Source organism: Leifsonia sp. NPDC080035, assembly GCF_040050925.1.
Taxonomy (GTDB): Bacteria; Actinomycetota; Actinomycetes; order Actinomycetales; family Microbacteriaceae; genus Leifsonia.
This window is the reverse complement of the sequence record NZ_CP157390.1, coordinates 1,329,821-1,351,261: the sequence shown is the minus strand read 5'-3', so window position 1 is coordinate 1,351,261 and position 21,441 is coordinate 1,329,821. Positions and strand designations below refer to the sequence as shown.

The following is a 21,441-nucleotide window of genomic DNA, read 5'->3' as shown; positions in this document are numbered from 1 at the left end:
GCCTGGCCACACAAGGGACGCGACACGCCGCATGCAGGCGCGCCAAACGGCGTGTCGCGCCCCCGCTGCGGGCGGCGACGCTCTCGCCCGGCCGCCCGGGACGCGGCATGACTCATCCTCGGCGGGTGGGATGTGGCGCTTCGGGGGTGGCGCCCGGTTGACCCGCTTCACCCGCGCACCCTATGATCTGTGGGAACGATCCCACACGATCCACCGACGACGGTGAGACCGTGCAGCCCTCGGAAGGACATGATGGCAAACGGCCCACGCGCCGTCCTCTCGCTCGACATCGGCGGCACCAAGCTCGCCGTCGCCGTGGTCACGGAGGATGGCCGAACCCACGCACTCGCGGTCGAACCCACCCGCCGGGAGGAGGGTCCAGGTGTAATCGTTCCCAGACTGTTCGCGATGGGTCACCGGGCGATCGCGGACGCGGGCATCCCGGCCGACAGGATCGCCGCGGTCGGCATCTCCTGCGGTGGTCCGCTCGACGCGTCGGCCGGCGTGCTCACCGGCCCGCTGCACCTTCCCGGCTGGGTCGACCTTCCGATCGTCGCACTCGCCGAGCGCGAGTTCGGCATCCCCGCCGCGCTGGAGAACGACGCGACGGCCGGCGCGCTGGGCGAGTTCCGCTACGGCGCGGCCCTGGGCGCCGACACCATGGTCTATCTGACCATCTCTACGGGGATCGGCGGCGGCGCTGTCATCGGCGGCCGGCTGCACCGTGGCGCGGCAGGCAACGGCGGGGAGTTCGGGCACGTCATGGTCCGCACCGGCGGCCGGCTCTGCCTGTGCGGACGCCGCGGCTGCCTCGAAGGCTACGCATCCGGCACCTCCATCGCAGCCCGGGCGCGGGAGGCGGTCGCCGAGCGCGGCGCGGACTCCGCGCTCGCCCGCATCGGGGAGGTGCGCGCCGAGCACGTCGTCGCCGCAGCCGCCGCGGGCGACGCGCTCGCCGCCGAGCTCTGGGAGGAGACCATCGACGTCCTCTCGGTCGCCATCACCGACCTCGTCAACGTCTTCGAGCCCGACCTCGTCGTGCTGGGCGGGGGCGTGATCCGCTCCGGGGATGCGCTCCTCGTGCCCGTGCGCGAGCGGGTGGCCGCGTCCGCGATGCCCCCGGCCGCCGCCGCGTCCACGGTCGTCGTCGCGGGCCTCGGCGACGAGGTGTGCGTCGTCGGCGCGGGCGCCGTCGCCTTCGACCACCTCGACCGCCTCGCGGCCGCGTCCGCGACCGCCGACGCCGCGCCCGCCGCCGCGGCCGCGAGCGCCAGGGAGCCGCACCATGTCTGAGTGGATGGACGAGCAGCTCCGCGCGCACATCGCAACGGCCGAGGCCGGCGAGGCCCTGCTCCCGCAGCTCCGGGTCGTCGGCCGGGTGCTCTGCGAGGCGTTCGCGAGTGGCGGCATCCTGTACACGTTCGGCAACGGCGGCAGCGCGGCCGACGCCCAGCACTTCACGGGCGAGATCATCGGCCACTACAAGCGCGACCGCCGCCCGCTCGGCGCCGTGACGCTGAGCACCGACCCCACCACGTTGACGTGCATCGCCAACGACTACTCGTACGACGACGTGTTCGCCCGCCAGGTGCAGGGCCTGGCTCGTCCCGGGGACGTCGTCGCGGCCTTCACGACCAGCGGCCGGAGTGCGAACATCGTGTCAGCCCTCGAGGCCGCGCAGGCGGCCGGCGCGACCACCGTGCTGTTCGGGGGCGGCGACGGCGGCCCCGCTGCGCGGTTCGCCGACCACGCCCTGCTCAGTCCCTCCAGTTCCACCCCGAGAATCCAGGAATTCCACACGTTCATGCTCCACGTACTCTCCGAGATCGTGGACGCGTGGGCCGACGGCGACGAGGAGTACGCACTGTGACCGACAAGGCCGCCGCCATCGATTCCGGAGTTGTTCCCACCGACACGCCGCCCGAGGCGGGAAGAACTCCGGAAGCGATGGCGAGGAACGCCGCCAGCGCGAGCGCTCCCGTCGCCAACGCCCCCGCCGGCGCCCAGCCGCGCGACCTGCCGCCGGCGCCGCGCCCGCTCGCGACCCCCGACCGCACCCTGCACATGATCGGCAACGCCCACCTCGACCCGGTCTGGCTGTGGCCGTGGCAGGAGGGCTACCAGGAGGCGCGCGCGACCTTCTGGTCCGCCATCCACCGCATGGACGAGTACCCGGACTTCGTCTTCACGTGCGACCAGATCGTGCTGCTGAGCTGGGTGGAGGAGTCCGACCCGGAGCTGTTCGCCCGCATCCAGGAGCGCGTCGCCGAGGGCCGCTGGGTGAACGTCGGCGGATGGTGGGTGGAGCCGGACAACAACATGCCGATGGGCGAGAGCTTCGTGCGCCAGGGTCTGTACGGCCAGCGCTACCTGCTCTCCCGGTTCGGCATCCCGTCGACGGTCGGCATGAACGTCGACCCGTTCGGCCACAACGCGATGCTCCCGCAGATCCTGCGCGGCCAGGGGATGGACTCCTACACCTTCATGCGCCCCGGCCCGCACGAGGGCGACCTGGCGCCGACCCTGTTCTGGTGGGAGGCGCCCGACGGCTCCCGCGTCCTCGCCTACCGCATCCCGTTCGAGTACTGCAGCCCGCCCGGGTCGGTGGACGGCCAGACCGAGAAGGCGCTGCAGTCCCTCGACCGCGCGGTCGGCTTCGGCGAGAACGCCACCGCGATGGTGTTCTACGGCGTCGGCAACCACGGCGGCGGGCCGACCATCGCCAACATCGAGTCGATCCACCGCTACGACCGGATGGGCTCCTTCGGAAGGATGACGATGTCCTCTCCCCGCACGTACTTCGACGAGGTGCTCGGCCGCGGCGAGGCGTACCTGGATGCGCTGCCCGTGCGCCGCGACGACCTGCAGCACCACGCGCCCGGCTGCTACTCCGCTCACTCGGGCATCAAGGCGTGGCAGCGCCGCGCGCAGTTCGCCGTGCTGAACGCGGAGCGCTGGGCCGCCGTCGTCGCCGCGACCGACGGGATCGACTACCCGCGCGCGGAGCTGGAGACGGCGTGGAAGCAGGTGCTGTTCAACCAGTTCCACGACATCCTGCCCGGCTCCGCCATCGAGTCGTCGTACGACGACGCCCGCGACCAGCTCGGCGAGGCCGTCGCCGTCTCCAAGCGCATCGTGACCAGGGCGCACAACGTGATCGCCCGCCAGGTCGAGGTCCCAAGGGAGGACGGCACGCAGCCGGTCCTGGTCTTCAACCCGCACCCGTGGCCGGTCGCGACCGACGTCGACTTCCAGTACGGCGCGCAGCGCAGCGGCGTGCATGTCGTCGACGAGAACGGCGCGCCGGTCGTGTTCCAGAACGCGCAGTCCACCGCGACGACGGACGATGTCTCCCGCGGCGCCGTCACGTTCCGCGCCGAGTTGCCCGCGCTCGGCTACCGCCTCTACCGGCTGCGGCCCGGCCCCGGCCCGCTCGCCGCGACCGGCGCCGGCCCCGGCCCCGGCACCGGCACCGGCGCCGGCCTCACCGTCACCGAGGACACCCTCGAGACCGCGCACGTCCGCATCCGCATCGACCAGCAGACCGGCTGGATCTCCTCCTACTTGGTCAAGGCGACCGGCGTGGATGTGATGGCCGGGGTCGACGGCACGCAGCACACGCAGGTCAACGACGACCCGACCGACACCTGGGGCCACCGCGTCGTCTCGTACGCCTGGCCGGGCGCGAGCATGGAGCTGAGGCGCATCGTGGTCCGCGAGACCGGCCCGCTGCGCTCCCGGCTGCGCATCGAACGCGCGTGGGGCGCATCCACCCTGGTAGAGGAGCTGATCCTCGACCACGACTCGCCCGTGCTGCGCGTGAACGTGACGCTCGACTGGCGCGAGCAGGCGCACCTGCTCAAGCTGCGCTTCCCCACGGTGCTGGAGGAGCCGGAGGCGACCTACGAGATCCCGTTCGGCCACCTGAAGCGGCCGGTGGACGGCGCCGAGGAGCCCGCGCAGTCGTGGGTCGACCTCACCGGGACGGTCGGCGGCACGGCGGCGGGCCTCACGGTCGTCACCACGAACAAACACGCGTACGACGTGAGCCCCGGCGAGCAGCCGAGCATCGGGGTGACCGCCGTCCGCAGCCCCGTCTACTCGTGGCACGACCCGCGGCTGCTCGACCCGGACGGCATCTACAGCTTCCAGGACCAAGGCATCCAGCGGTTCAGTTACGAGCTCGTCGCCCACTCCGGCGACTGGCGCGAGGCCGACCCGATCCGCCGCGCGCTGCTCCTCGGCAACCCGGTGCGGGCGATGCAGGAGTCGTTCCACGACGGCGTGCTCCCTCCCGTGCACTCGTTCGCGAGCGACGGCAGCGGAGCCGTGATGGTCACCGCGATCAAGGGCACCGAGGACGCGGCGGACGCGCCGGGCGGGGCGGACGTCGTCGTGCGCGCCGTCGAGACCCGTGGCGAGGGCGGCCGGTCGCGCATCGAGCTGCCGCTGCTCGGCCGCACGATCGAGGAGGACTTCGGGCCGTCGCAGCTGCGCACGTTCGTCGTCCCCGCCGATCCTGCGGAGCCGGTGCGCGAGGTCGACCTCATCGAGCGTCCGCTGTCGTGACCGCGCGTCCCGGGCTCCGGGTGCGCGTGGACGGCGCGCCGGCGGAGGCCTTCGAGCTGCGCACGGAGTGGGCGGAGGCCGACCCCGGCTGGTCGGTGCGCATCTCGGTCGCCTACGTGGGCGCCGCGCCCGTCGACGCCTCCCTCCTGGTCGAGGCGGTCGTCCCGGACGCCGACGACCCGTGGTGGCTCATCCCGGGCACGTTCTACGGCGAGAACCGGCCGGCCGAGAACACCCGCGCGTTCCCCCGGTTCCGGGCCGGCGCCCGCTCGGACGCGGAGCACGGCGCCCTCATCAGCGACACCTGGGAGTTCCGCGCCGACCGCGCCGCGACGCCCGCCGTGTTCGTCTGGGCGGGGGAGGGGCGTGGCGGCCTGGCGCTCGCCGCGGACGAGACCACGGCGCTCGGGCTCACCGGCCTGGGCCTCTCCCACGACGCCGGCACCGGGGAGGCGACGCTCGCGCTGCGCTTCCCTTACCGCGAGTACCCGGTCACCTATTACGGCGACGCGCGACCGCGCCCGGCCGACGCCTCCACGCACCGCTTCGAGCCCGGCTCGACCGCGACCGTGACGGTGCGCGTCTTCGAGCTCGGCGCCGACCGGCACGCGTACGCGCCCGTGCTGCGCGCCCTGCACGCCGAGGCGGCGCCGTCGTCCTCCCTCGAACCGTGGCTGGAGGTGGCGACCGCCGCGGATCTGACCGCCGAGGGTCTGCTCGCCTGGCACTACGACCCCGACCCCGGCGTGCTGCTGGAGACCGTCGGCTTCGACAGGGAGGTGAGCGGCCGCGACGGCCTCACCGTGGACAGACAGGCGATGCACGTCGGCTGGGTCAGCGGCATCCCGTGGGCGTACGCGCTGCTGGCCCACGGCCTGCGCACCGGTCGCACGGACGAGGTGGATGCGGCCCGCCGCGTCATCGACTTCATCACGGCGGAGCTCTCGCCGTCCGGCACCTTCTGGGGCGTCTGGTACCGCGAGCACGGCTGGACGCAGTCCTGGACCGAGCTGAAGCGCGGGCTGCACTCGCGCACGCTGGCGGAGGCGACGCTGTTCCTGATCCGGGCGCAGACGCTGGACACCCACGATCGGTGGGAGCGCGCCGTCCGCTCGAACCTGGACGCGGTGGTCGCCCGGCAGCGCGCCGACGGCAACCTCGGCTCGGTGCACCACGCCGAGACCGGTGAGGTGCTGTCCTGGTCCGGCGCCTCCGGCCTCACCTGGACCGCCGCGCTCGTGGAGGCCGCCGACCGGGACGAGCGGTACCTGCCCGCCGCGCTCGCCGCCGGCCGCTACTACGAGGCGTTCGTCGACCGGGAGTTCCTGCACGGCGCCCCGGAGGACGTCGACCTCGCCCCGACGTCGGAGGACGGCTACGCCGCGGTGATGGCCTACGTCGCGCTGCACCGGGCGACCGGCGACGCGCATTGGCTCGACGTCGCCCGGCGCGCGGCCGACTGGATGCTGACCTTCCGCTACAGCTACGACGTGCGCTTCCCCCCGCACACCCTCCTCGGCGCCTACGGCTTCCGGACCCGCGGCGCCGACACCGCCTCCCCCTCCAATCAGCACCTGCACGCATACGGACTGGTCTGCACCGCCGAGCTGCGCGAGCTGTCGGCCGCCCTCGGCGACCCGCACTACGCGGAGCGCGCGGACGAGACGCTCGCCTGCTTCCGCCAGTTCATCGCCCGCGAGGACGGCGACTTCAACGCGTACCGCGGCATGGTGAGCGAGCGCTACTACCAGACTGCGTGCTTCCAGCCGAAGGGGATGCTGCTGACGCTCTCGCACGCGTGGAGCGTGGGTGTGACCCTGCTCGCCTGCGAGCAGACGCTGGCCGACGAGCGGGCCGCCTCGTAGCGGCGGCCGCAGGTCAGCGTACGCCGACGTAGAACCGCGACTCGTCGCTGCGGTGCAGGGCGTGGTAGTACTCGAACGGCACGCCGTCCTCGTCCCACGCGACCGATTCGATGTCCAGCGCGGGCGTGCCCGCGGGCAGGTCGAGCAGGCGCGCCTCCTCCTCCGACGGGATGACCGCCTTCAGCCAGCGGTCGGCCCCGGCCGGCGCGACCCCGTAGGTCCGGCGCAGGTGGTCGTACAGCGAGCGGTTCTCGAGGTGCGCCTTCAGCAGCCCGGAGAACCGGTCGAGGGGGAGGGTTGTGCGGACGAGGAGCCAGGGCGTGCCGTCGACGGTCCGGAGCCGGCGCATCCGGACGACCGGCGTGCCCTCCGGCAGGCGCAGTGCGGCGGCCTCGCCGGCGTCGGCGGCCGACTCCTCGAGCGAGAGGATGCGGGTGGCCACCGTGCGGCCGCTGCCGGCCAGGTCCTCGGACGAGCCGGCGTTCGATCCGATGAAGGAGAGGTCGCGTCGAGGGGGAGCGACGAACGAGCCCTTGGCGCGGATCTTGTAGATCTGGCCGCGGCGCACCAGCTCGGCCAGTGCCTCCCTGACCACCGTGCGGGAGACGCCGTAGCGGTCGATGAGGTCGGCCTCGGAGGGGAGGGCCTGGTCGGGGGCGAGCGCTCCGGTCTCGATCGCGTCGCGGAGGACGCCGACGAGCTGCTGCCAGAGGGGCTCCTTCGAGTCCCTGTCCAGCCGCGCATCGCTGAGCGCGTGTGCGGGCATCCTCTCCCCCTTCTCCGCGTCCGGCCGCATCGCCGGATCGCCTGGCTTGACACTTCGCAAGGCTACTGTCTACAGTCTTGTCACTACAAGCTTGTCATGATGAGTTAGACGTGACAAGTTGACGTAACGCAAGCATTCCAAGCACCGCAATCCCGAATACCGCACACCTCTCGCAGAGAAGCGAATCCCCTGGAGGCAGAACAATGTCGTTTGGATCCTGGCGCCGCACCGGCGTCGTCGCCGCCGTTGCGGCGGCCCTCGTACTGACCGGATGCTCGGCGGGCGCCGCCGGAGACGGCGGCTCGGACGGAGCAGGCAAGACGTCCGGAATCTCCGTCGCCCTGAGCAACGGCTTCGTCAACGGCTGGCGGCTCACCCTGATCGACAAGTTCGAGAAGGAGGCCGACAAGCTCAAGAAGGACGGCGTCGTCTCGAAGTACACGACGGTCAACGCGCCCGGCGAGAACAGCGCCACCGAGCAGGCGTCCCAGATCCGCAGCCTCGTGCTGCAGAAGCCGGACATGCTCGTCGTCATCCCGGCGTCCTCCACCGCGCTCGTCCCGGCCGTCGAGGAGGCCTGCGACGCCGGCATCACCGTGCTCGTGCTCGACGCGGACATGAAGGCGCCGTGCGCGCACATCGTCCGCAACGACTACGCCAAGTGGGGCGAGGTGTCGCTGGTGCCCGCGCTCAAGGCGATCGGCGGCAAGGGCGACATCATCATCAACCGCGGCGTCATCGGCTCCCAGCCGGAGGAGGAGTTCAACAAGCGGCAGCACGAGATCCTGAAGGACTACCCGAACGTGAAGGTCGCCGCCGAGGTCAACGGCTACTGCGACGGTTCCACCGCGCAGAAGGAGATCGTCTCCGTGCTCGGGTCCCTCCCGCAGATCGCTGCCGTGCCCGGCTGCATCGGCGGCATGGGCGTCGTCCAGGCGTTCGAGTCGGCGGCCCGGCCGGACCCGGTGGTCGTCTTCGACACCGACGGCAAGTCCCTGAACTTCTGGAAGGACAAGGGCATCAGCAACGGCTCGTTCGCCGCGTTGACCGACCCGGGACAGGGCGTCGCCGCGCTCTACGTCGGCCTCGAGCTCCTCGCCGGCAAGAAGGTCCCGTCGACCGTCGTCCTCCCGCTGCTCGAGATCGGTCAGGACGACCTGGACCACTGGGCGGGTTCGCTCTCCGCCGACGAGTACGCGGCCTACCCCTGGGACAAGGAGAGCGTCGAGGCGGCGATCGCCGCCGTCGCCGCCGGGAAGGACGCCGAGGCTCCCGCGCTGAAGTAGCGCGAGCGACCGGCGAGTTCGAGGAGGATCCCATGCCAACGACGATTCATCCGGCCCCCACGGGCGCCGGTACGACGGCGGCGACCGCTCCGGCGGCCGCAGCGCCGAGCGCGACGGCGACCATCGCCGCCCGCGGTGTGGCCAAGCGCTACGGGAGCACCCGTGCGCTGACCGGGGTCGACCTGCACGTCGAGCGCGGGGAGATCCTCGGGCTCGTCGGTCACAACGGCGCGGGCAAGAGCACGCTGATGCGCATCCTCGCCGGTCGTGAGCAGCCGGACACGGGTGCTGTCACCGCGCGGGATGCCGCGGCGGGCCGGCCGTGGGACGCGCAGACGGCGGCCGCCGCCGGCGTCCGCATGGTCTACCAGGAGCTGGCGCTCTGCGCCGACCTGACCGTCGCCGAGAACGCGTACCTCTCCGACCGCCGCGGCGGCCCCTCCTTCGGGTGGAAGGGACGCGCGGAACGGCGCATCGGCGAGGTCCTGGACGCCGTGTTCCCCGGGCACGGGATCGCTGTCGTCCGCCGCGTTGGCGAGCTCACCCTGGCGCAGCGCCAGATGGTCGAGATCGCCCGCGCGCTCTGCACCGAGCGGCTCGGTCTGCTGATCCTGGACGAGCCGACCGAGTCGCTCGGGGTGGACGCCGCCGGTCAGCTCTACGCGCACCTGCACCGGCTCACGGCCGACGGCGTGAGCGTGCTGCTGATCTCGCACCGCATGGCCGAGGTGATCGCGCACAGCGACCGCGTCGCCGTCATGCGGGACGGCGCCGTCGCCGGGGTCTTCACCGGGGCCGACGAGCGCACCCTGCTGCACGCGATGGGCGGGGAGGTGCACGCGGCCGCCGAGGTGGAGGCCGCGGCGGACGCCAGGACGCCCGGGGACGTCGTGGCCGCCATCCGCGGCGACGGCATCCCGTTCACCGTCCGCTCGGGCGAGATCGTGGGCCTCGCCGGTCTGGCGGGCCAGGGCCAGGAGCGGATGCTCACCCGGCTGTGGTCCGCCGGCGCGTTCGCCCGCGGCGTCACGGCGCCGCGCCGCCGCGCCTACGTGCCGGGCGACCGGCAGACCTCCGGCATCCTGCCGCTCTGGAGCGTCGCCCAGAACCTGACCGTCGCCGCCCTGCGCGGCATCAGCACCGCCGGCGTCGTCAACGGCCGCGCGAAGCGTGCGCTCGCCGCGCGCTGGATCGACGCGCTCCGCATCCGCGGCGCCGCCGGGTCGCCCATCACCGCGCTCAGCGGCGGCAACCAGCAGAAGGTGCTCGTGGCAAGGGCATTCGCCACGGACGCCGCCCTCGTGCTCCTCGACGACCCGTTCCGCGGGGTCGACGTGGCCACCAAGAACGAGCTCTACACGCTCATGAAGGCCGAGGCGGCGGCGGGACGCGCCATCGTCTGGTACTCGACAGAGAACGCCGAGATGGCCCACTGCGACCGCGTCTACGTGCTGCGCGCGGGCCGGATCGTCTCGGAGCTCGCCGGCGAGACCAATACCGAGGAACGGATCATCGCCGACTCGTTCGAGGAAGGGGACGTGCGTTGAGCACAGCGACCACCGCATCCACCGCCGGCGCCGCGCCCGCGGTCCGCTCGGGGCGCCCGGCTCCGGCCGTGCGCCTCCGCGCCGGGCTCGCGCACGGCTCGCCCGCACTGCTCTCCCTCGTCGCACTGGTCGTGATCGTCGCGATCGCCGCGGCGATCCAGCCGGGCATCCTCTCGGTCAGCGGGCTCAGCCTGATGCTGATGTCGGCCGTCCCCCTGGTCTTCGCCGCGCAGGCGCAGATGATCATCATGTCGGTCGGCGACATCGACCTCGGCATCGGAAACCTCGTCGGGCTCGTGACGGTGATCGCCGCCACGACCCTCGCGACCAGCCCGCTGCTCGGTGTCGTCATGCTCGCCGCCGTGCTGGTCGTCTACGCACTGCTCGGGCTCATCGTGCAGAAGCGCGGTGTCCCCTCGATCATCGTCACGCTGGGGATGTCGTTCGTGTGGCTCGGGATCGGCCTGCAGCTGCTCCCGACGCCCGGCGGGGCGACGCCCGCGTGGCTGACGGCGATCGGGTCGTGGCGCAGCACCATCGTGCCTCCGCCCCTCGTCTTCATCGCGGTCGCGGCCGTGCTCGGCTGGTGGCTCACCCGCCGCAGCCGCGTCGGCGCCAGGATGCGCGCCCTCGGCTCCAGCGCGGCCACCCTGGACAAGGCGGGCTGGTCGCTCACCCGCACCCGCATCGCCGCCTACGTGCTCGCTGCCGTGCTCATCCTCGTCTCCGGCCTCCTGCTGGCGTCGCAGACCCGGTCGGGCGACATCAACTCGGCGAGCAACTTCACCCTCACCACCATCGCCGCGGTCATCCTCGGCGGCGGCACCTTCTCCGGCGGCCGGGCACTCCCGTTCGGCACCGCGCTCGGTGCGGTGACCCTCGGCCTGATCTCCGTCCTGCTCAGCCTGGTGGCGCTGCCGTCGAGCATGCAGGCCGGGGCGCAGGGCGTGATCGTCCTCGCGGTGCTGGCCGGCCGCATCGTCACCGAGAGGTTCAGCCGATGACAACGTCCACAACGTCCACGCCGACGCCCACGCTCGCCACGCCCGTCGCCGAGCCGCGCCACCGGTTCCGCTGGCCCGCCTGGGGCTGGTCGCTGATCGGCGTGCTCGCCGTCTGGATCTGCATCGTCGCGGTGCGCCCGGCGCAGCCGTTCGACCCGCTCGCCCAGGCTCTCTCGCTCGCGCCGTTCCTGGTGCTCGTCGCCCTCGGCCAGATGCTGGTCATCACCCTCGGGCCCGGCAACATCGACGTCTCGGTCGGGACGGTCGTCTCCCTGGCGTCCTATGTCTCCGTCGGCGTCGGCGCGACAGCTGGCCCCGTCGTCGGCGTGGCCGCGGCGGCCGGCGCCGGCGTGCTCGCCGGTCTGGTGAGCGCCATCGCCATCCTGGTGCTGCGGGTGCCGCCGATCATCGCGACGCTCGCGACCAGCCTGATCGTCCAGTCGACGACGCTGCTGCTCGCCGACGCGAACCGCGCATCGGCGGCGGCCGGGCTGCGCGCGTTCGTCAACGCCAAGCTGCTCGGCATCCCGGTCATGGCGATCCTGGTCGCGGTCGTCACGGCCGTCGTCGCCCTCGTGCTCGCACGCACCCGCTTCGGACTCTCGGTGCTCGCCGTCGGGCAGAGCCCGCGCGCCGCCGAGCGTGCCGGCATCCGCGTGTGGCGGGTCACCGCCATCACCTACATCGTCAGCGGCGGATTCGCCGGCCTCGCCGGCGGCCTGCTCGCCGCCTTCATCTCGCCGAGCACCGTTCTCGGCACCTCCTACATGCTCGACTCCGTCGCCGTCGTGGTGATCGGCGGCACGCTGATCTCCGGCGGCCGCGCGATGCCCGTCGGCGCGTGGACCGGAGCGCTGTTCTTCGTGCTGCTCTCGGGCCTGCTCAACCTCGTCGGCTGGAGCGTCGGCGCCCAGAACATCCTCAAGGGCGTGCTCGTCGTGGCCGTCGTGGTGGTCTCCACCGCCGCGACCGGCACCGGCCGCTCCGCGTTCGCGCGCCTGCGCGACTCCCTGACCATCACCGCCAAGAAGAAGGAGAACATCCATGGCTGACCTCGACGACCTCCGCGAAGGGACCGACTTCACGGGTGCCGTCGCCCAGGCGGGCGACTTCCCGCTCAAGGGCCTCGCCGGACAGGACTGGGGGATGCGCGCGCGCCTCTCGCGCGTCTTCGACCCGGCGGACGGCAAGACGGTCATGCTGGCCTTCGACCACGGCTACTTCCAGGGCCCCACCTCCGGCCTCGAGCGGCTCGACCGCTCGATCGTCCCGCTCATCCCGCAGGCCGACGCCCTGATGTGCACCCGCGGCGCGCTGCGCACGACCGTGCCCGCCACCTCCGGCAAGGGCGTCGTGCTGCGCGCGAGCGGCGGCCCGAGCGTGCTCGGCGATCTCACCGCCGAGGACATCGCGGTCGGCATCGACGACGCGGTACGGGTGGACGCGGCAGCGCTTGCCGTGCAGGTCTTCGTCGGCACCGAGAACGAGAGCCGCTCGGTCAGGAACCTGACGACGCTCGTCGACCAGGGCCAGGCGGCCGGGATCCCGGTGCTCGCCGTGACCGCGGTGGGACGGGACATGGTGCGGGACGCCCGCTACTTCCGCCTCGCCACCCGCATCTCCGCCGAGCTCGGCGCCGCCTTCGTCAAGACGTACTACGTCGAGGAGGGCTTCGAGACGGTCACCAGCGCCTGCCCGGTGCCGATCGTCATCGCCGGCGGCAAGAAGGTGGAGGAGAAGGAGGCGCTGCGCGTCGCGTACCGCGCGATCCAGGAGGGCGCGGCCGGCGTCGACATGGGCCGCAACGTCTTCCAGTCCGAGCACCCCTCCGCCATGCTCGCCGCGGTGCGCGGCGTCGTCCACGACGGGCTCACGGCCGAGGAGGCCTACGAGTTCTACCAGCAGCTCGCGCACTGACATGCCCGCGCTCACCACCTATACGCCGGAGATCCCGGCGGTCGACGTCGCCGTGATCGGCGCGGGGATCAACGGCCTTGCCGTCGCACGGGAGGCCGCCGCTCGCGGCCTGACCGTCGCGCTGTTCGACCAGGACGACCTCGCCGCCCGCACATCGGCGATCTCCACCCGACTGATCCACGGCGGTCTCAAGTACCTCGAGCGGTTCGAGCTGCACCTCGTCTACGAGTCGATCCGTGAGCGGAACATCCTGCTCGCCAAGGCGCCGCACCTCGTGCACCACTACCCGATGCTCATCCCGTTCTCGAAGCAGCAGAGCCGGCCGGGCTGGCTGCTGGCCTGCGGTCTGATGCTGCACGACGTGCTGTCGCTCGGCAAGCCGCTGCCGCTCAACCGGGTCGTCTTCCGCAAGCGACTGCAGCGGGACTGGCCGGCGCTCGCCGAGGCCGGGCTGCGCTGGGGAGGGCTCTTCCACGACGCGAACGTCCCGGTCACGGAACGTCTCGCCGTCGAGCTGGCGGTGGCGGCGCAGAGCCACGGCGCGATCGTGTCCACCCACTCCAGGGTCGAGTCGCTGGTGCGCACCGGCGGCCGCATCTCCGGCCTCCGCTACCGGGACCGCGAGACCGGCGAGACCAGGACCGTCCCCGCGCGGCTGGTCGTGAACGCGGCCGGTCCGTGGGTGGACCGCGTGCTCGACCTGGCGGGTGCGCACGACAGGAGGATGGGGCCCACCAAGGGCAGCCACCTCGTCGTCGACGCCTTCCCCGGCGCGCCCGAGACCTGCATCTTCTTCGAGTCGCCGGACGACGCCCGCCCGATGTTCGTGCTGCCGTGGGAGGGCAAGTACATGATCGGCACGACCGACCTCCCGTACGACGGCTCCATCGACGACATCGTGATCGACGAGGACGAGACCGCGTATCTGCTCGGGGCGGTCAACTCGCTCATCCCGCAGGCGGGGCTGACGCCCGGCGACGTGCTCTGGTCGTACTCGGGCGTGCGCCCGCTCCCGTACGTCGGCGAGCTGGACGACCCGTCGAAGGTGAGCCGCGACCACGAGATCGTCGTGCACGACGGCGCGGACACGGGGCTCGTCACGATCATCGGGGGCAAGCTCACGACGCACCGCGCCCTCGGCGAGCTGGTGGCGCGCAGACTCGAGCGCGAGCTCGGGCGGCGCCCCGGCGCCTCGCCGACGCGGGCCGCGCGGCTGCCGGGCGCCCCGGAGGGCGACTGGTCCGCGTTCCGTCTCGGCTTCATCGAGCGCAGCGCCCTTCCTGTGCGGACGGCGACCCGGCTCGTCGACACCTACGGCGTCGCGGCCGCCGCCATCGAGCGGCTCGCCGCCGAGACTCCGGCACTGGCGGTCGTCGTGGACGAGGACACCGGCGCGATCGCCGCCGAGGCCGTCCACGCGGTCACCGAGGAGGGCGCGCTCACGCTGGAGGACGTGGTGCTCCGCCGCATGGCCGTCGCCCTGAACAGCGACGTCGGGCTGGCGGCCGCGCCCGCCGTCGCGGCCGTCCTCGTCGAGCACGCCGGCTGGAGCGAGGAGCGCGCCCGCGCCGAACTTGACCGCTACCGCGCCGCGATGCGACGCTTCAAGCCGCGCGCCCTCGACATCGGGCGCGAGGCCGGGACCCTGCGAGGAAGCACGGAATGAAGCACTGCCTGATCGGGATCGACGTCGGCCTCACCGCCGCGAAGGCCGCCGCGTTCGATGAGAACGGCGCCGAGCTGCGCACGTTCTCCGCGGCGAACCCGCGCGTCGCCGTCGCCGCCGACCGTCAGGAGATCGACATGGCGGCGCTGTGGGACGTCGTCGCCGGCGTGCTCGCCGACCTCACCGCCTGGCTCGTCGCAGAGAGCTGGACCGTGCGCGCCGTCGGTGCCACCGGCCACGGGAACGGGCTCTACCTCGTCGACGAGCAGCTCCGGCCGGTCCGGTCCGCCTTCGCTTCGACCGACAGCCGCAGCGAGCGGATCGTCGCGGCGCTCGACGCCGACGAGGTCGAGCGCGTGCGGCTCGCGACCGGCTCGGTCCCGTGGGCCGGGCAGCCGGGGGTGCTGCTGCGCTGGCTGCACGACGAGGAGCCGGAGACGCTCGAGCGTTCTCGCTGGGCGCTCAGCTGCAAGGACTGGATCACCGCCTGCCTCACCGGCCGCCCGAGCGCCGACTTCTCCGACGCGTCGGCGTGCGGGCTCGTCAACCTCGCGGAGCGCGCGTACGAGCCCGCCGTCTTCGACCTGCTGGGCCTGCCGCGCGAGCTCATGCGCCTGCAGCCGGCGCTCTCCCGATCGGACGCCGTCGTCGGCGCCGTCACTCCGGACGCGGCCGCCCGCACCGGCCTGCCGGAGGGCACACCCGTCGTGGCCGGCTGCATGGACTGCATCGCCAGCCCGATCGGCGCGGGCGCCGTCGAGCCGGCCGACGTCACCGTCATCGTCGGCACCTGGGCCATCAACTCCGTCGTGGTGCCCGCCGACTCCGAGCCGCCGCGGGTCACCCTGAACGCGCTGCTGCCGGACAACAGGTACATGCTCGCCCAGGAGGTGGCCCCCACCTCGGCGGCGAGCGTGGAGTGGTTCTCGTCGCTCATGTCGACCATGGCGGCGGACGCAGTGAGCCCGCGCGACCTCCTCCACGCCGCCTCTGGCGTGCCGGCGGGCGCCGACGGGCTGCTGTTCCTCCCGTTCGTGCACGGCGCGCCCGAGCACCTCGGCGCATCGGGCACGCTCCTGGGCGTCAAGGACAAGCACGGCTACCGCGAGATCGCCCGCGCGGTCGCGGAGGGCATCACCCAGTACCACCGCGTCCAGCTCGACACCCTCCGCGTGAGCGGCGCCGCGGTCTCGGCCGAGCCCTGGACTCTCGCCGGGGGCGGGGCGAAGAACCCGCTCTGGGCGCAGATGTTCGCGGACGTGATCGGCCATCCCGTGCGACGGCAGCTCGGCACCGAGCTCGGCGCCCGGGGCGTCGCCTCCCTCGCCGCCTCCGGTGTCGGCGTCGACACAGGCCACTGGCGCGTCGACCCCGACCCGTCGCTCGTCGTCTCGCCGGGAGCCGACCGCGCGGTGTACCGCGCGCAGGCGGAGCGCTTCGACCGGGTGCTCGCGGCGATGAACAGCGTGTGGACGGAGCTGGCCCGATGACGCGCATCCACCTCGGCGAACAGGCCGAAGCCGCTCTCGCGGAGATCACCCGCGTCTCCCGTGCGCTGGGCGGCGACCCGGCCCTCGTGCTGCACGGCGGCGGCAACACCTCCATCAAGAGCGTCGGACTCGACGTCACCGGCGAGGCGGTCGAGCTCGTGCTCGTCAAGGGCAGCGGCTGGGACCTCGGCACGATCGAGCCCGCCGGATTCGCTCCCCTTCGGCGCGAGAGGCTGCGCCGCCTGCTGGAGCTCGACGAGCTGAGTGACGGCCGGATGGTCAACGAGCTCCGTCAGGCGTCGCTGGACGCCGCCGCTCCGACCGCCTCCATCGAGGCGCTGCTGCACGCGCACCTGCCCTCCCGCGTCGTGCTGCACTCGCACGCGGACGCGATCGTCGCGCTGACCGACCAGCCGGACGGCGTGCGCCACGCGGCGGAAGTGCTCGGCGACGGGGTGTTCGTGCTCCCGTACGTGATGCCGGGCTTCCCTCTCGCGCGGGCGGTCGCGTCCGCGCCGCTCGCGGGGGTGGACGCCCTCGTGCTGGCGAACCACGGACTCTTCACCTTCGCCGACGATCCGGACGACGCGCTCCGCCGTCACCTCGAACTGGTCGAGCGCGCCTCCGCGTCGTTCGGATCGCCGGCGTGGGGCGACCCCGGTCCCGCCGTTGATCGCGGAGGCTCGGCAGCCGTCCTCGCCGGCCTGCGCCGCGACGTGTCCACCGCGGCGGGCCGCCCGGTCATCGTGCGCCAGTCGGCCTCGGGGCGGGCGTTCGCCTACGCCGGACGGCCCGATGCCCTCGCGGCGACTTCCCGGGGCACCGCGACGCCCGAGCACGTCATCCGCACCAAGCGCACGCCGCTGATCGGTCGCGACGTCGCCGGGTACGCGGACGCCTATCGGGCCTACGTCGCCGAGCACCGGCACCGCATCCCCGGCGACATCGAGCCGATCGACCCGGCGCCGCGCGTCATCCTCGACCCCGAGCTCGGACTGCTCACCGTCGGCGCCTCGCGTGCGGCCGCGGACGCCGTGCACGACATCGCGCTGCACACGATGGACATCGTGGACGCGGCGGACGGCCAGGGCGGCTACCGCTCGCTCGACGAGGCGCACAGCTTCGACATCGAGTACTGGGAGCTGGAGCAGGCGCGCCTGCGCTCCGGCGCCGTCGGCCGCCCGCTGGACGGCGAGGTCGCCCTGGTCACCGGCGCCGCATCGGGCATCGGCCGCGCGACCGCCGAAGCGCTGCTCGCGCAGGGCGCCTCGGTGGTCGGGGTGGACCTCAGCGAGACGGTGACCGACGCCTTCGCCGGCGCAGGATGGCGGGGCGTCGTCGGCGACGTCGCGGACGCTGCCGTGCTGGATGCCGCGCTCGACACGGCCGCGCGCGATTTCGGCGGTCTCGACATCCTGGTGGTCGCGGCGGGGATCTTCCCCGCGAGCGAGCCGATCGCCTCGTTCGCCGATCCCGTCTGGGAGCGCTCGCTGCTGGTCAACACCACCGCGGTCGCCCGCGCGCTGCGTGCGGCGCATCCGCTGCTCGCCGTCGCGCCCCGGGGCGGCAGGGTCGTGCTCGTCTCCACCAAGAACGTCGCGGCGCCCGGTCCCGGCGCCGCCGCGTACTCGGCGAGCAAGACCGCCGCAGCGCAGCTCGCCCGTGTCGCCGCCCTGGAGTGGGCGGCCGACCGCATCCGCGTGAACCAGGTCGAGCCGGACGCCGTGTTCGACACCGCGATCTGGACGCCGGAGCTGCTCGCCGAGCGTGCGGCCAGGTACGGGCTGACCGTCGAGGAGTACCGCACGCGTAACCTCCTCGGCGTCGAGGTGACGAGCGCGCTCGTCGCGGAGGCCGTCCTCTCCTTCGCGACGGGTCTGCCCGCGACGACGGGCGCGCATCTCTCGGTCGACGGCGGCAACGACAGGGTGGTCTGATCCGCGTCTCCGCGCCCGTCCGGGCGCGGAGGCGACGGGCCGCCCACCCGTGGCAGCTGCCGATATGGCATCGTTTCCAGAAACGGCATTCGCCTTGACGGGGCATGGCTTCCGGCGTACAACACGATCAGGTAACGAAAGTGCGCGGGAAAGCGCCGATCCCCTTGAATTCAGGGATTCGGCTGCACTACGTTTCGATGTGGGAAGGTTTCCAGGTTTGCCGCCCATACCCCCGGCATCCGGAATCACCAGACCTCTTCGCCCGGGCGACGACGCCCGCGGCGACACCATCCGAAGGGAAAAAGATGATCAAGAGGCACACGGCCCTGGCCGCGCTGGCCGTCACCGCTTCGGTGGCGCTCCTCGCGGGATGCAGCTCCAGTGGCGGAGGTTCGTCCAGCACCGACTTCTCGAAGGACGCCAAGGGCACCCTGAACGCCTGGGGCTTCGACAACGCGGACGAGGTCGGCACCTCGCGCCTCGACTACGCGAAGGACCAGCTCAAGGGCGTCACCATCAAGATCGACAAGACCCCGTTCGACGCCCAGAAGTTCACCACGCGCGTCGCGGGCGGCAACGTCCCCGACGTCGTTCAGATGGACCGCCAGTTCGTCGCGACCTACGCCGCGCAGGGCCTGATCCTCCCGCTCGACCAGTGCTACTCCACGCACAGCGTCGACCCCAAGAAGTCCTACTACCAGTCGGTGCTCGACGACGTCACCTACAAGGGCAAGGTCTATGCGGTGCCGCAGTTCTACCAGCCGCCGGCGATCATGACCAACGAGCGCGTGATGAAGGCCGCCGGTGTCACCGACGCCGACATCGACACATCCAAGCCGGACACGCTCGTCGCCGCCATCAAGAAGATGTACAAGGCTTCCGGCGGCAACCCGAGCACGCTCGGCTTCGACCCGCAGGCCAGCGGCCAGGCCGGCCTCTGGATCCTCGCCTACGGCGGCCAGATCATCGGCTCCGACGGCAAGCCGACGCTGGACGACTCCAAGAACCAGAAGGGTCTCGAGGTCCTCAAGCAGATCGCGGACGCCCAGGGCGGCTACGCGAAGATGAAGAGCTTCACCGACTCGTTCGACTTCTTCGGCGAGAACAACCAGTACGTCAAGGACCAGGTCGGCGCCGAGGTGAACGCCCAGTGGTACGTCAACGTGCTGACCCCGTTCGTCGACAAGGTGGACATCGGCGCCGTCCCGTTCAAGAACAGCGACGGCCAGCCGTTCGCGGTCGCCTCTGGCACCTCGTTCGTCATCCCGGCCGGAGCGAAGAACAAGGACGCCGCGTGCGCCTGGGCCCTGAACCTGACCAACCTGCAGGCCTGGGAGGCCGCGGGCGCCGCTCGCCAGAAGACGATCGACAAGACGCCGGGCGCCATCAACACCGGTCTCTTCACCGGCTCGCCGGAGGCGGACAAGACGCTCCGTGAGAAGTACGTGAAGTCCTCCGGCAACAAGGGCTTCGACGAGGCGATCTCGACGTACTACGACGTGGTCGACCAGGGCAAGTCGTTCGGCGCCTCGCCGGCCGGCCAGCAGATCCAGACGGAGCTGCAGAACGCCATCCAGTCCTACCTCCTCGGCAACAAGTCGGCCCAGAAGGCCCTCCAGGATGCGCAGGCCGCCGCGATGACCGCCTACCAGCAGTCCACCAAGAGCAGCAAGTAACCCTCACGAAGGGGCGGCCTCCGCGGAGGCCGCCCCTTCGGCGCGCCCCGCCGCCCCGCCGCCCCGCCGCGACCGGTCGGAAACGGAGGACATCCCGCCCCACCCGCTCGCCGTTCTCCTCCCTTCCCCGCGACACGCCGCCCCGGACCCCGGCTCGTCCTCCCCTCCCCGCGTCCGCAACTCCGGAGATTTCCCGCCGACCCACCGCCTTCTCCGTCCCTACGGTGGCGGCGGGCTCCCCACGCCCGATTCTCCGGAGTTGCGCCCAGGGCCGGGCCCCCGACTCCGCCCTGCCCCCGCTCCGCACTCGCCTCCGTCCCTGCCCACGTCGCCGCCTACGCCGCCCGCTCCACCGCCTCCGGCAGCTCCGCCACCTCGCGCACCCCGCGCAACGCCACCCGCAGCAGCACCGGGCACACCAGCAGCAGCCCTCCGGCCACCACCAGCGTCCAGCGCGCCCCGATCGCGTCCCCCAGCAGGCCGCCGATGACCGCGCCGACCGGGAACAGGCCCATCACCACCACCTGCATCGTCGCGTTCACGCGCCCGAGCATCCGGTCGGGGCAGACCTGCTGGCGCAGGCTGACGCTGGTGATCGCGTAGACGATCTGGCCGAGCTCGCCCGCGGCGATGCCGCCGACGATCAGGAGGGTCCACCATCCGGGCCGCGCGAACGCGCCGAGCAGCGACAGCGGCGCCGTCACGGCCAGCGAGAGCCAGACGATCCGGGCCGAGCCGACGGCGCGCGCCAGCCGCGTCGTGAACGCCGCCCCGATCATCACCGTGACCGAGCCGACCGCGATCACCGCGCCGATCAGGGCAGCGGGGAGGCCGAGCGTCCGGGAGAGGAACACCATGTTGACAGCGGACGCGATAGCGAACGAGAAGTTGCTCAGTGCGCTCGCGATGGCGGTCGCCCGCAGCGCCCGCGACCGGAGCACGAAGCGCAGCCCCTCGCCGATGTCGTGCCGCATCCCGCGGCGGGAGGATGCGACGGGCGTCTCCTCCCGGGACCGGATGCCCACCAGGCACAGCGCAGACGCCGCGAACGTCCCGGCCTGCACGAGCAGGACCGACGCGGCCCCGGTCAGCGTGACGAGCACGCCCCCGAGAGCGGGCCCGGCCACCTGACCGGAGGCGCGGACGAACTCGAGGGAGGAGTTGCCGGCCAGCACCCGGTCCCTCCCGATCACGGACGGCAGGTAGCTGCGGTAGCCGACGTCGAAGAAGACGCGCGCGAAGCCGGTCAGCAGCGAGACCAGCAGCAGCTGGCCGACGCTCAGCACCCCGAACAGGGCGGCGAGGGGGATGCTCGCAAGCAGCAGTGCGCGCACCACGTCGCTCGCGATCAGCACGGGGCGCCGCCGCACCCGGTCGATCCACGCGCCTGCGGGCAGGCCGATCAGCGCGAACGCCAGGGTGGATGCGGCGCCGATCAGGCCGACCTCGAACGGGGACGCGCCGAGGGTCACGACCGCCAGCAGCGGAACGGCGACCCCGCTGACCTGCGCGCCGAGCTGGCTCGTCGTCTGCCCGGCGAGCAGGAGCCGGAAGTCGCGCGAGGCGAACAGCGACGGGGATGACGAGGGGGAAGTGGGGCTCACGACGAGTGCCTTTCCGTCTGGAACAGGTGGTCCTCCCACCCGCCAGCTGGATGCGAAATCGTCGCTAGGGGGGTCAAACGTTACCGGGCGCGGTGGATGCTGTCCACCGCGCCC

The 21,441-nt window shown here is 72.5% G+C and carries 15 protein-coding genes; 13 read left to right on the top strand and 2 right to left on the bottom strand.

Translation table 11 applies throughout. The annotated features are described in order from the left end of the window. Positions 1-249 precede the first annotated feature (249 nt). The 4 genes from AAME72_RS06585 to AAME72_RS06570 all read left to right on the top strand — a co-directional run bounded on the left by AAME72_RS06585 (position 250) and on the right by AAME72_RS06570 (position 6,434). Positions 250-1,293, top strand: a complete 1,044-nt coding sequence (locus AAME72_RS06585) for an ROK family protein (protein WP_348789443.1) — start codon at positions 250-252, stop codon at positions 1,291-1,293. Continuing rightward, the gene (locus AAME72_RS06580) at positions 1,286-1,870 is read left to right on the top strand and encodes an SIS domain-containing protein (RefSeq protein WP_348789442.1); all 585 of its coding nucleotides are present in this window, start codon (positions 1,286-1,288) and stop codon (positions 1,868-1,870) included. Before AAME72_RS06585 ends, AAME72_RS06580 begins: the two co-directional genes overlap by 8 nt. 77 nt (positions 1,871-1,947) lie before the next feature. After that, entirely contained in the window at positions 1,948-4,569 is a 2,622-nt protein-coding gene (locus tag AAME72_RS06575; RefSeq protein ID WP_348789441.1) for a glycoside hydrolase family 38 C-terminal domain-containing protein, read from the top strand. Beyond that, positions 4,566-6,434, top strand: coding sequence for a hypothetical protein (locus AAME72_RS06570; RefSeq protein ID WP_348789440.1), 1,869 nt, complete (start codon positions 4,566-4,568; stop codon positions 6,432-6,434). The genes AAME72_RS06575 and AAME72_RS06570 overlap by 4 nt, the downstream gene beginning before the upstream one ends. A 13-nt stretch (positions 6,435-6,447) precedes the next feature. Here the strand turns inward: AAME72_RS06570 and AAME72_RS06565 are convergent, their stop codons facing one another. Next, a complete protein-coding gene (locus AAME72_RS06565) occupies positions 6,448-7,200 on the bottom strand; it encodes a GntR family transcriptional regulator (protein ID WP_348789439.1) in 753 nt (250 codons plus the stop codon). Between the two features lie 203 nt (positions 7,201-7,403). Between AAME72_RS06565 and AAME72_RS06560 the strand changes: the two genes are divergently transcribed. From AAME72_RS06560 to AAME72_RS06520, 9 genes are all read left to right on the top strand, one after another. Then, the gene (locus AAME72_RS06560; protein WP_348789438.1) at positions 7,404-8,486 is read left to right on the top strand and encodes a substrate-binding domain-containing protein; all 1,083 of its coding nucleotides are present in this window, start codon (positions 7,404-7,406) and stop codon (positions 8,484-8,486) included. Positions 8,487-8,518: 32 nt separating this feature from the next. Then, positions 8,519-10,033, top strand: a complete 1,515-nt coding sequence (locus tag AAME72_RS06555) for a sugar ABC transporter ATP-binding protein (RefSeq protein ID WP_348789437.1) — start codon at positions 8,519-8,521, stop codon at positions 10,031-10,033. Beyond that, positions 10,030-11,037 carry an ABC transporter permease gene (locus tag AAME72_RS06550; RefSeq protein ID WP_348789436.1) on the top strand — a complete coding sequence of 336 codons (1,008 nt, stop codon included), beginning with the start codon at positions 10,030-10,032 and terminating at the stop codon, positions 11,035-11,037. Before AAME72_RS06555 ends, AAME72_RS06550 begins: the two co-directional genes overlap by 4 nt. Continuing rightward, positions 11,034-12,089: an ABC transporter permease gene (locus AAME72_RS06545; RefSeq protein WP_348789435.1), complete on the top strand. Its 1,056-nt coding sequence runs from the start codon at positions 11,034-11,036 to the stop codon at positions 12,087-12,089. Before AAME72_RS06550 ends, AAME72_RS06545 begins: the two co-directional genes overlap by 4 nt. Continuing rightward, positions 12,082-12,954 carry a 3-hydroxy-5-phosphonooxypentane-2,4-dione thiolase gene (lsrF, locus tag AAME72_RS06540; protein WP_348789434.1) on the top strand — a complete coding sequence of 291 codons (873 nt, stop codon included), beginning with the start codon at positions 12,082-12,084 and terminating at the stop codon, positions 12,952-12,954. Before AAME72_RS06545 ends, lsrF begins: the two co-directional genes overlap by 8 nt. Position 12,955: 1 nt before the next feature. Then, positions 12,956-14,620: a glycerol-3-phosphate dehydrogenase/oxidase gene (locus AAME72_RS06535; RefSeq protein WP_348789433.1), complete on the top strand. Its 1,665-nt coding sequence runs from the start codon at positions 12,956-12,958 to the stop codon at positions 14,618-14,620. Beyond that, positions 14,617-16,110 carry an FGGY-family carbohydrate kinase gene (locus AAME72_RS06530; protein WP_348789432.1) on the top strand — a complete coding sequence of 498 codons (1,494 nt, stop codon included), beginning with the start codon at positions 14,617-14,619 and terminating at the stop codon, positions 16,108-16,110. The genes AAME72_RS06535 and AAME72_RS06530 overlap by 4 nt, the downstream gene beginning before the upstream one ends. Further along, positions 16,107-18,047: an SDR family NAD(P)-dependent oxidoreductase gene (locus AAME72_RS06525; protein ID WP_348789431.1), complete on the top strand. Its 1,941-nt coding sequence runs from the start codon at positions 16,107-16,109 to the stop codon at positions 18,045-18,047. Before AAME72_RS06530 ends, AAME72_RS06525 begins: the two co-directional genes overlap by 4 nt. 305 nt (positions 18,048-18,352) lie before the next feature. Further along, on the top strand, positions 18,353-19,723 hold the full coding sequence (locus AAME72_RS06520; protein WP_348789430.1) for an extracellular solute-binding protein: 1,371 nt from the start codon (positions 18,353-18,355) through the stop codon (positions 19,721-19,723). A 335-nt stretch (positions 19,724-20,058) separates the two neighbouring features. Here the strand turns inward: AAME72_RS06520 and AAME72_RS06515 are convergent, their stop codons facing one another. After that, complete coding sequence (locus tag AAME72_RS06515) at positions 20,059-21,327, bottom strand: MFS transporter (protein ID WP_348789429.1); 1,269 nt, start codon at positions 21,325-21,327, stop codon at positions 20,059-20,061. Positions 21,328-21,441: the final 114 nt, after the last annotated feature.

Bases quoted from the DNA above. Each gene is read 5' to 3' on its own strand.
- AAME72_RS06575 (WP_348789441.1), top strand. From the start codon at position 1,948: ATGGCGAGGAACGCCGCCAGCGCGAGCGCTCCCGTCGCCAACGCCCCC.
- AAME72_RS06545 (WP_348789435.1), top strand. From the start codon at position 11,034: ATGACAACGTCCACAACGTCCACGCCGACGCCCACGCTCGCCACGCCC.
- AAME72_RS06560 (WP_348789438.1), top strand. From the start codon at position 7,404: ATGTCGTTTGGATCCTGGCGCCGCACCGGCGTCGTCGCCGCCGTTGCG.
- AAME72_RS06520 (WP_348789430.1), top strand. From the start codon at position 18,353: ATGATCAAGAGGCACACGGCCCTGGCCGCGCTGGCCGTCACCGCTTCG.
- lsrF (WP_348789434.1), top strand. From the start codon at position 12,082: ATGGCTGACCTCGACGACCTCCGCGAAGGGACCGACTTCACGGGTGCC.
- AAME72_RS06580 (WP_348789442.1), top strand. From the start codon at position 1,286: ATGTCTGAGTGGATGGACGAGCAGCTCCGCGCGCACATCGCAACGGCC.
- AAME72_RS06535 (WP_348789433.1), top strand. From the start codon at position 12,956: ATGCCCGCGCTCACCACCTATACGCCGGAGATCCCGGCGGTCGACGTC.
- AAME72_RS06585 (WP_348789443.1), top strand. From the start codon at position 250: ATGATGGCAAACGGCCCACGCGCCGTCCTCTCGCTCGACATCGGCGGC.
- AAME72_RS06565 (WP_348789439.1), bottom strand. From the start codon at position 7,200: ATGCCCGCACACGCGCTCAGCGATGCGCGGCTGGACAGGGACTCGAAG.
- AAME72_RS06555 (WP_348789437.1), top strand. From the start codon at position 8,519: ATGCCAACGACGATTCATCCGGCCCCCACGGGCGCCGGTACGACGGCG.
- AAME72_RS06525 (WP_348789431.1), top strand. From the start codon at position 16,107: ATGACGCGCATCCACCTCGGCGAACAGGCCGAAGCCGCTCTCGCGGAG.
- AAME72_RS06530 (WP_348789432.1), top strand. From the start codon at position 14,617: ATGAAGCACTGCCTGATCGGGATCGACGTCGGCCTCACCGCCGCGAAG.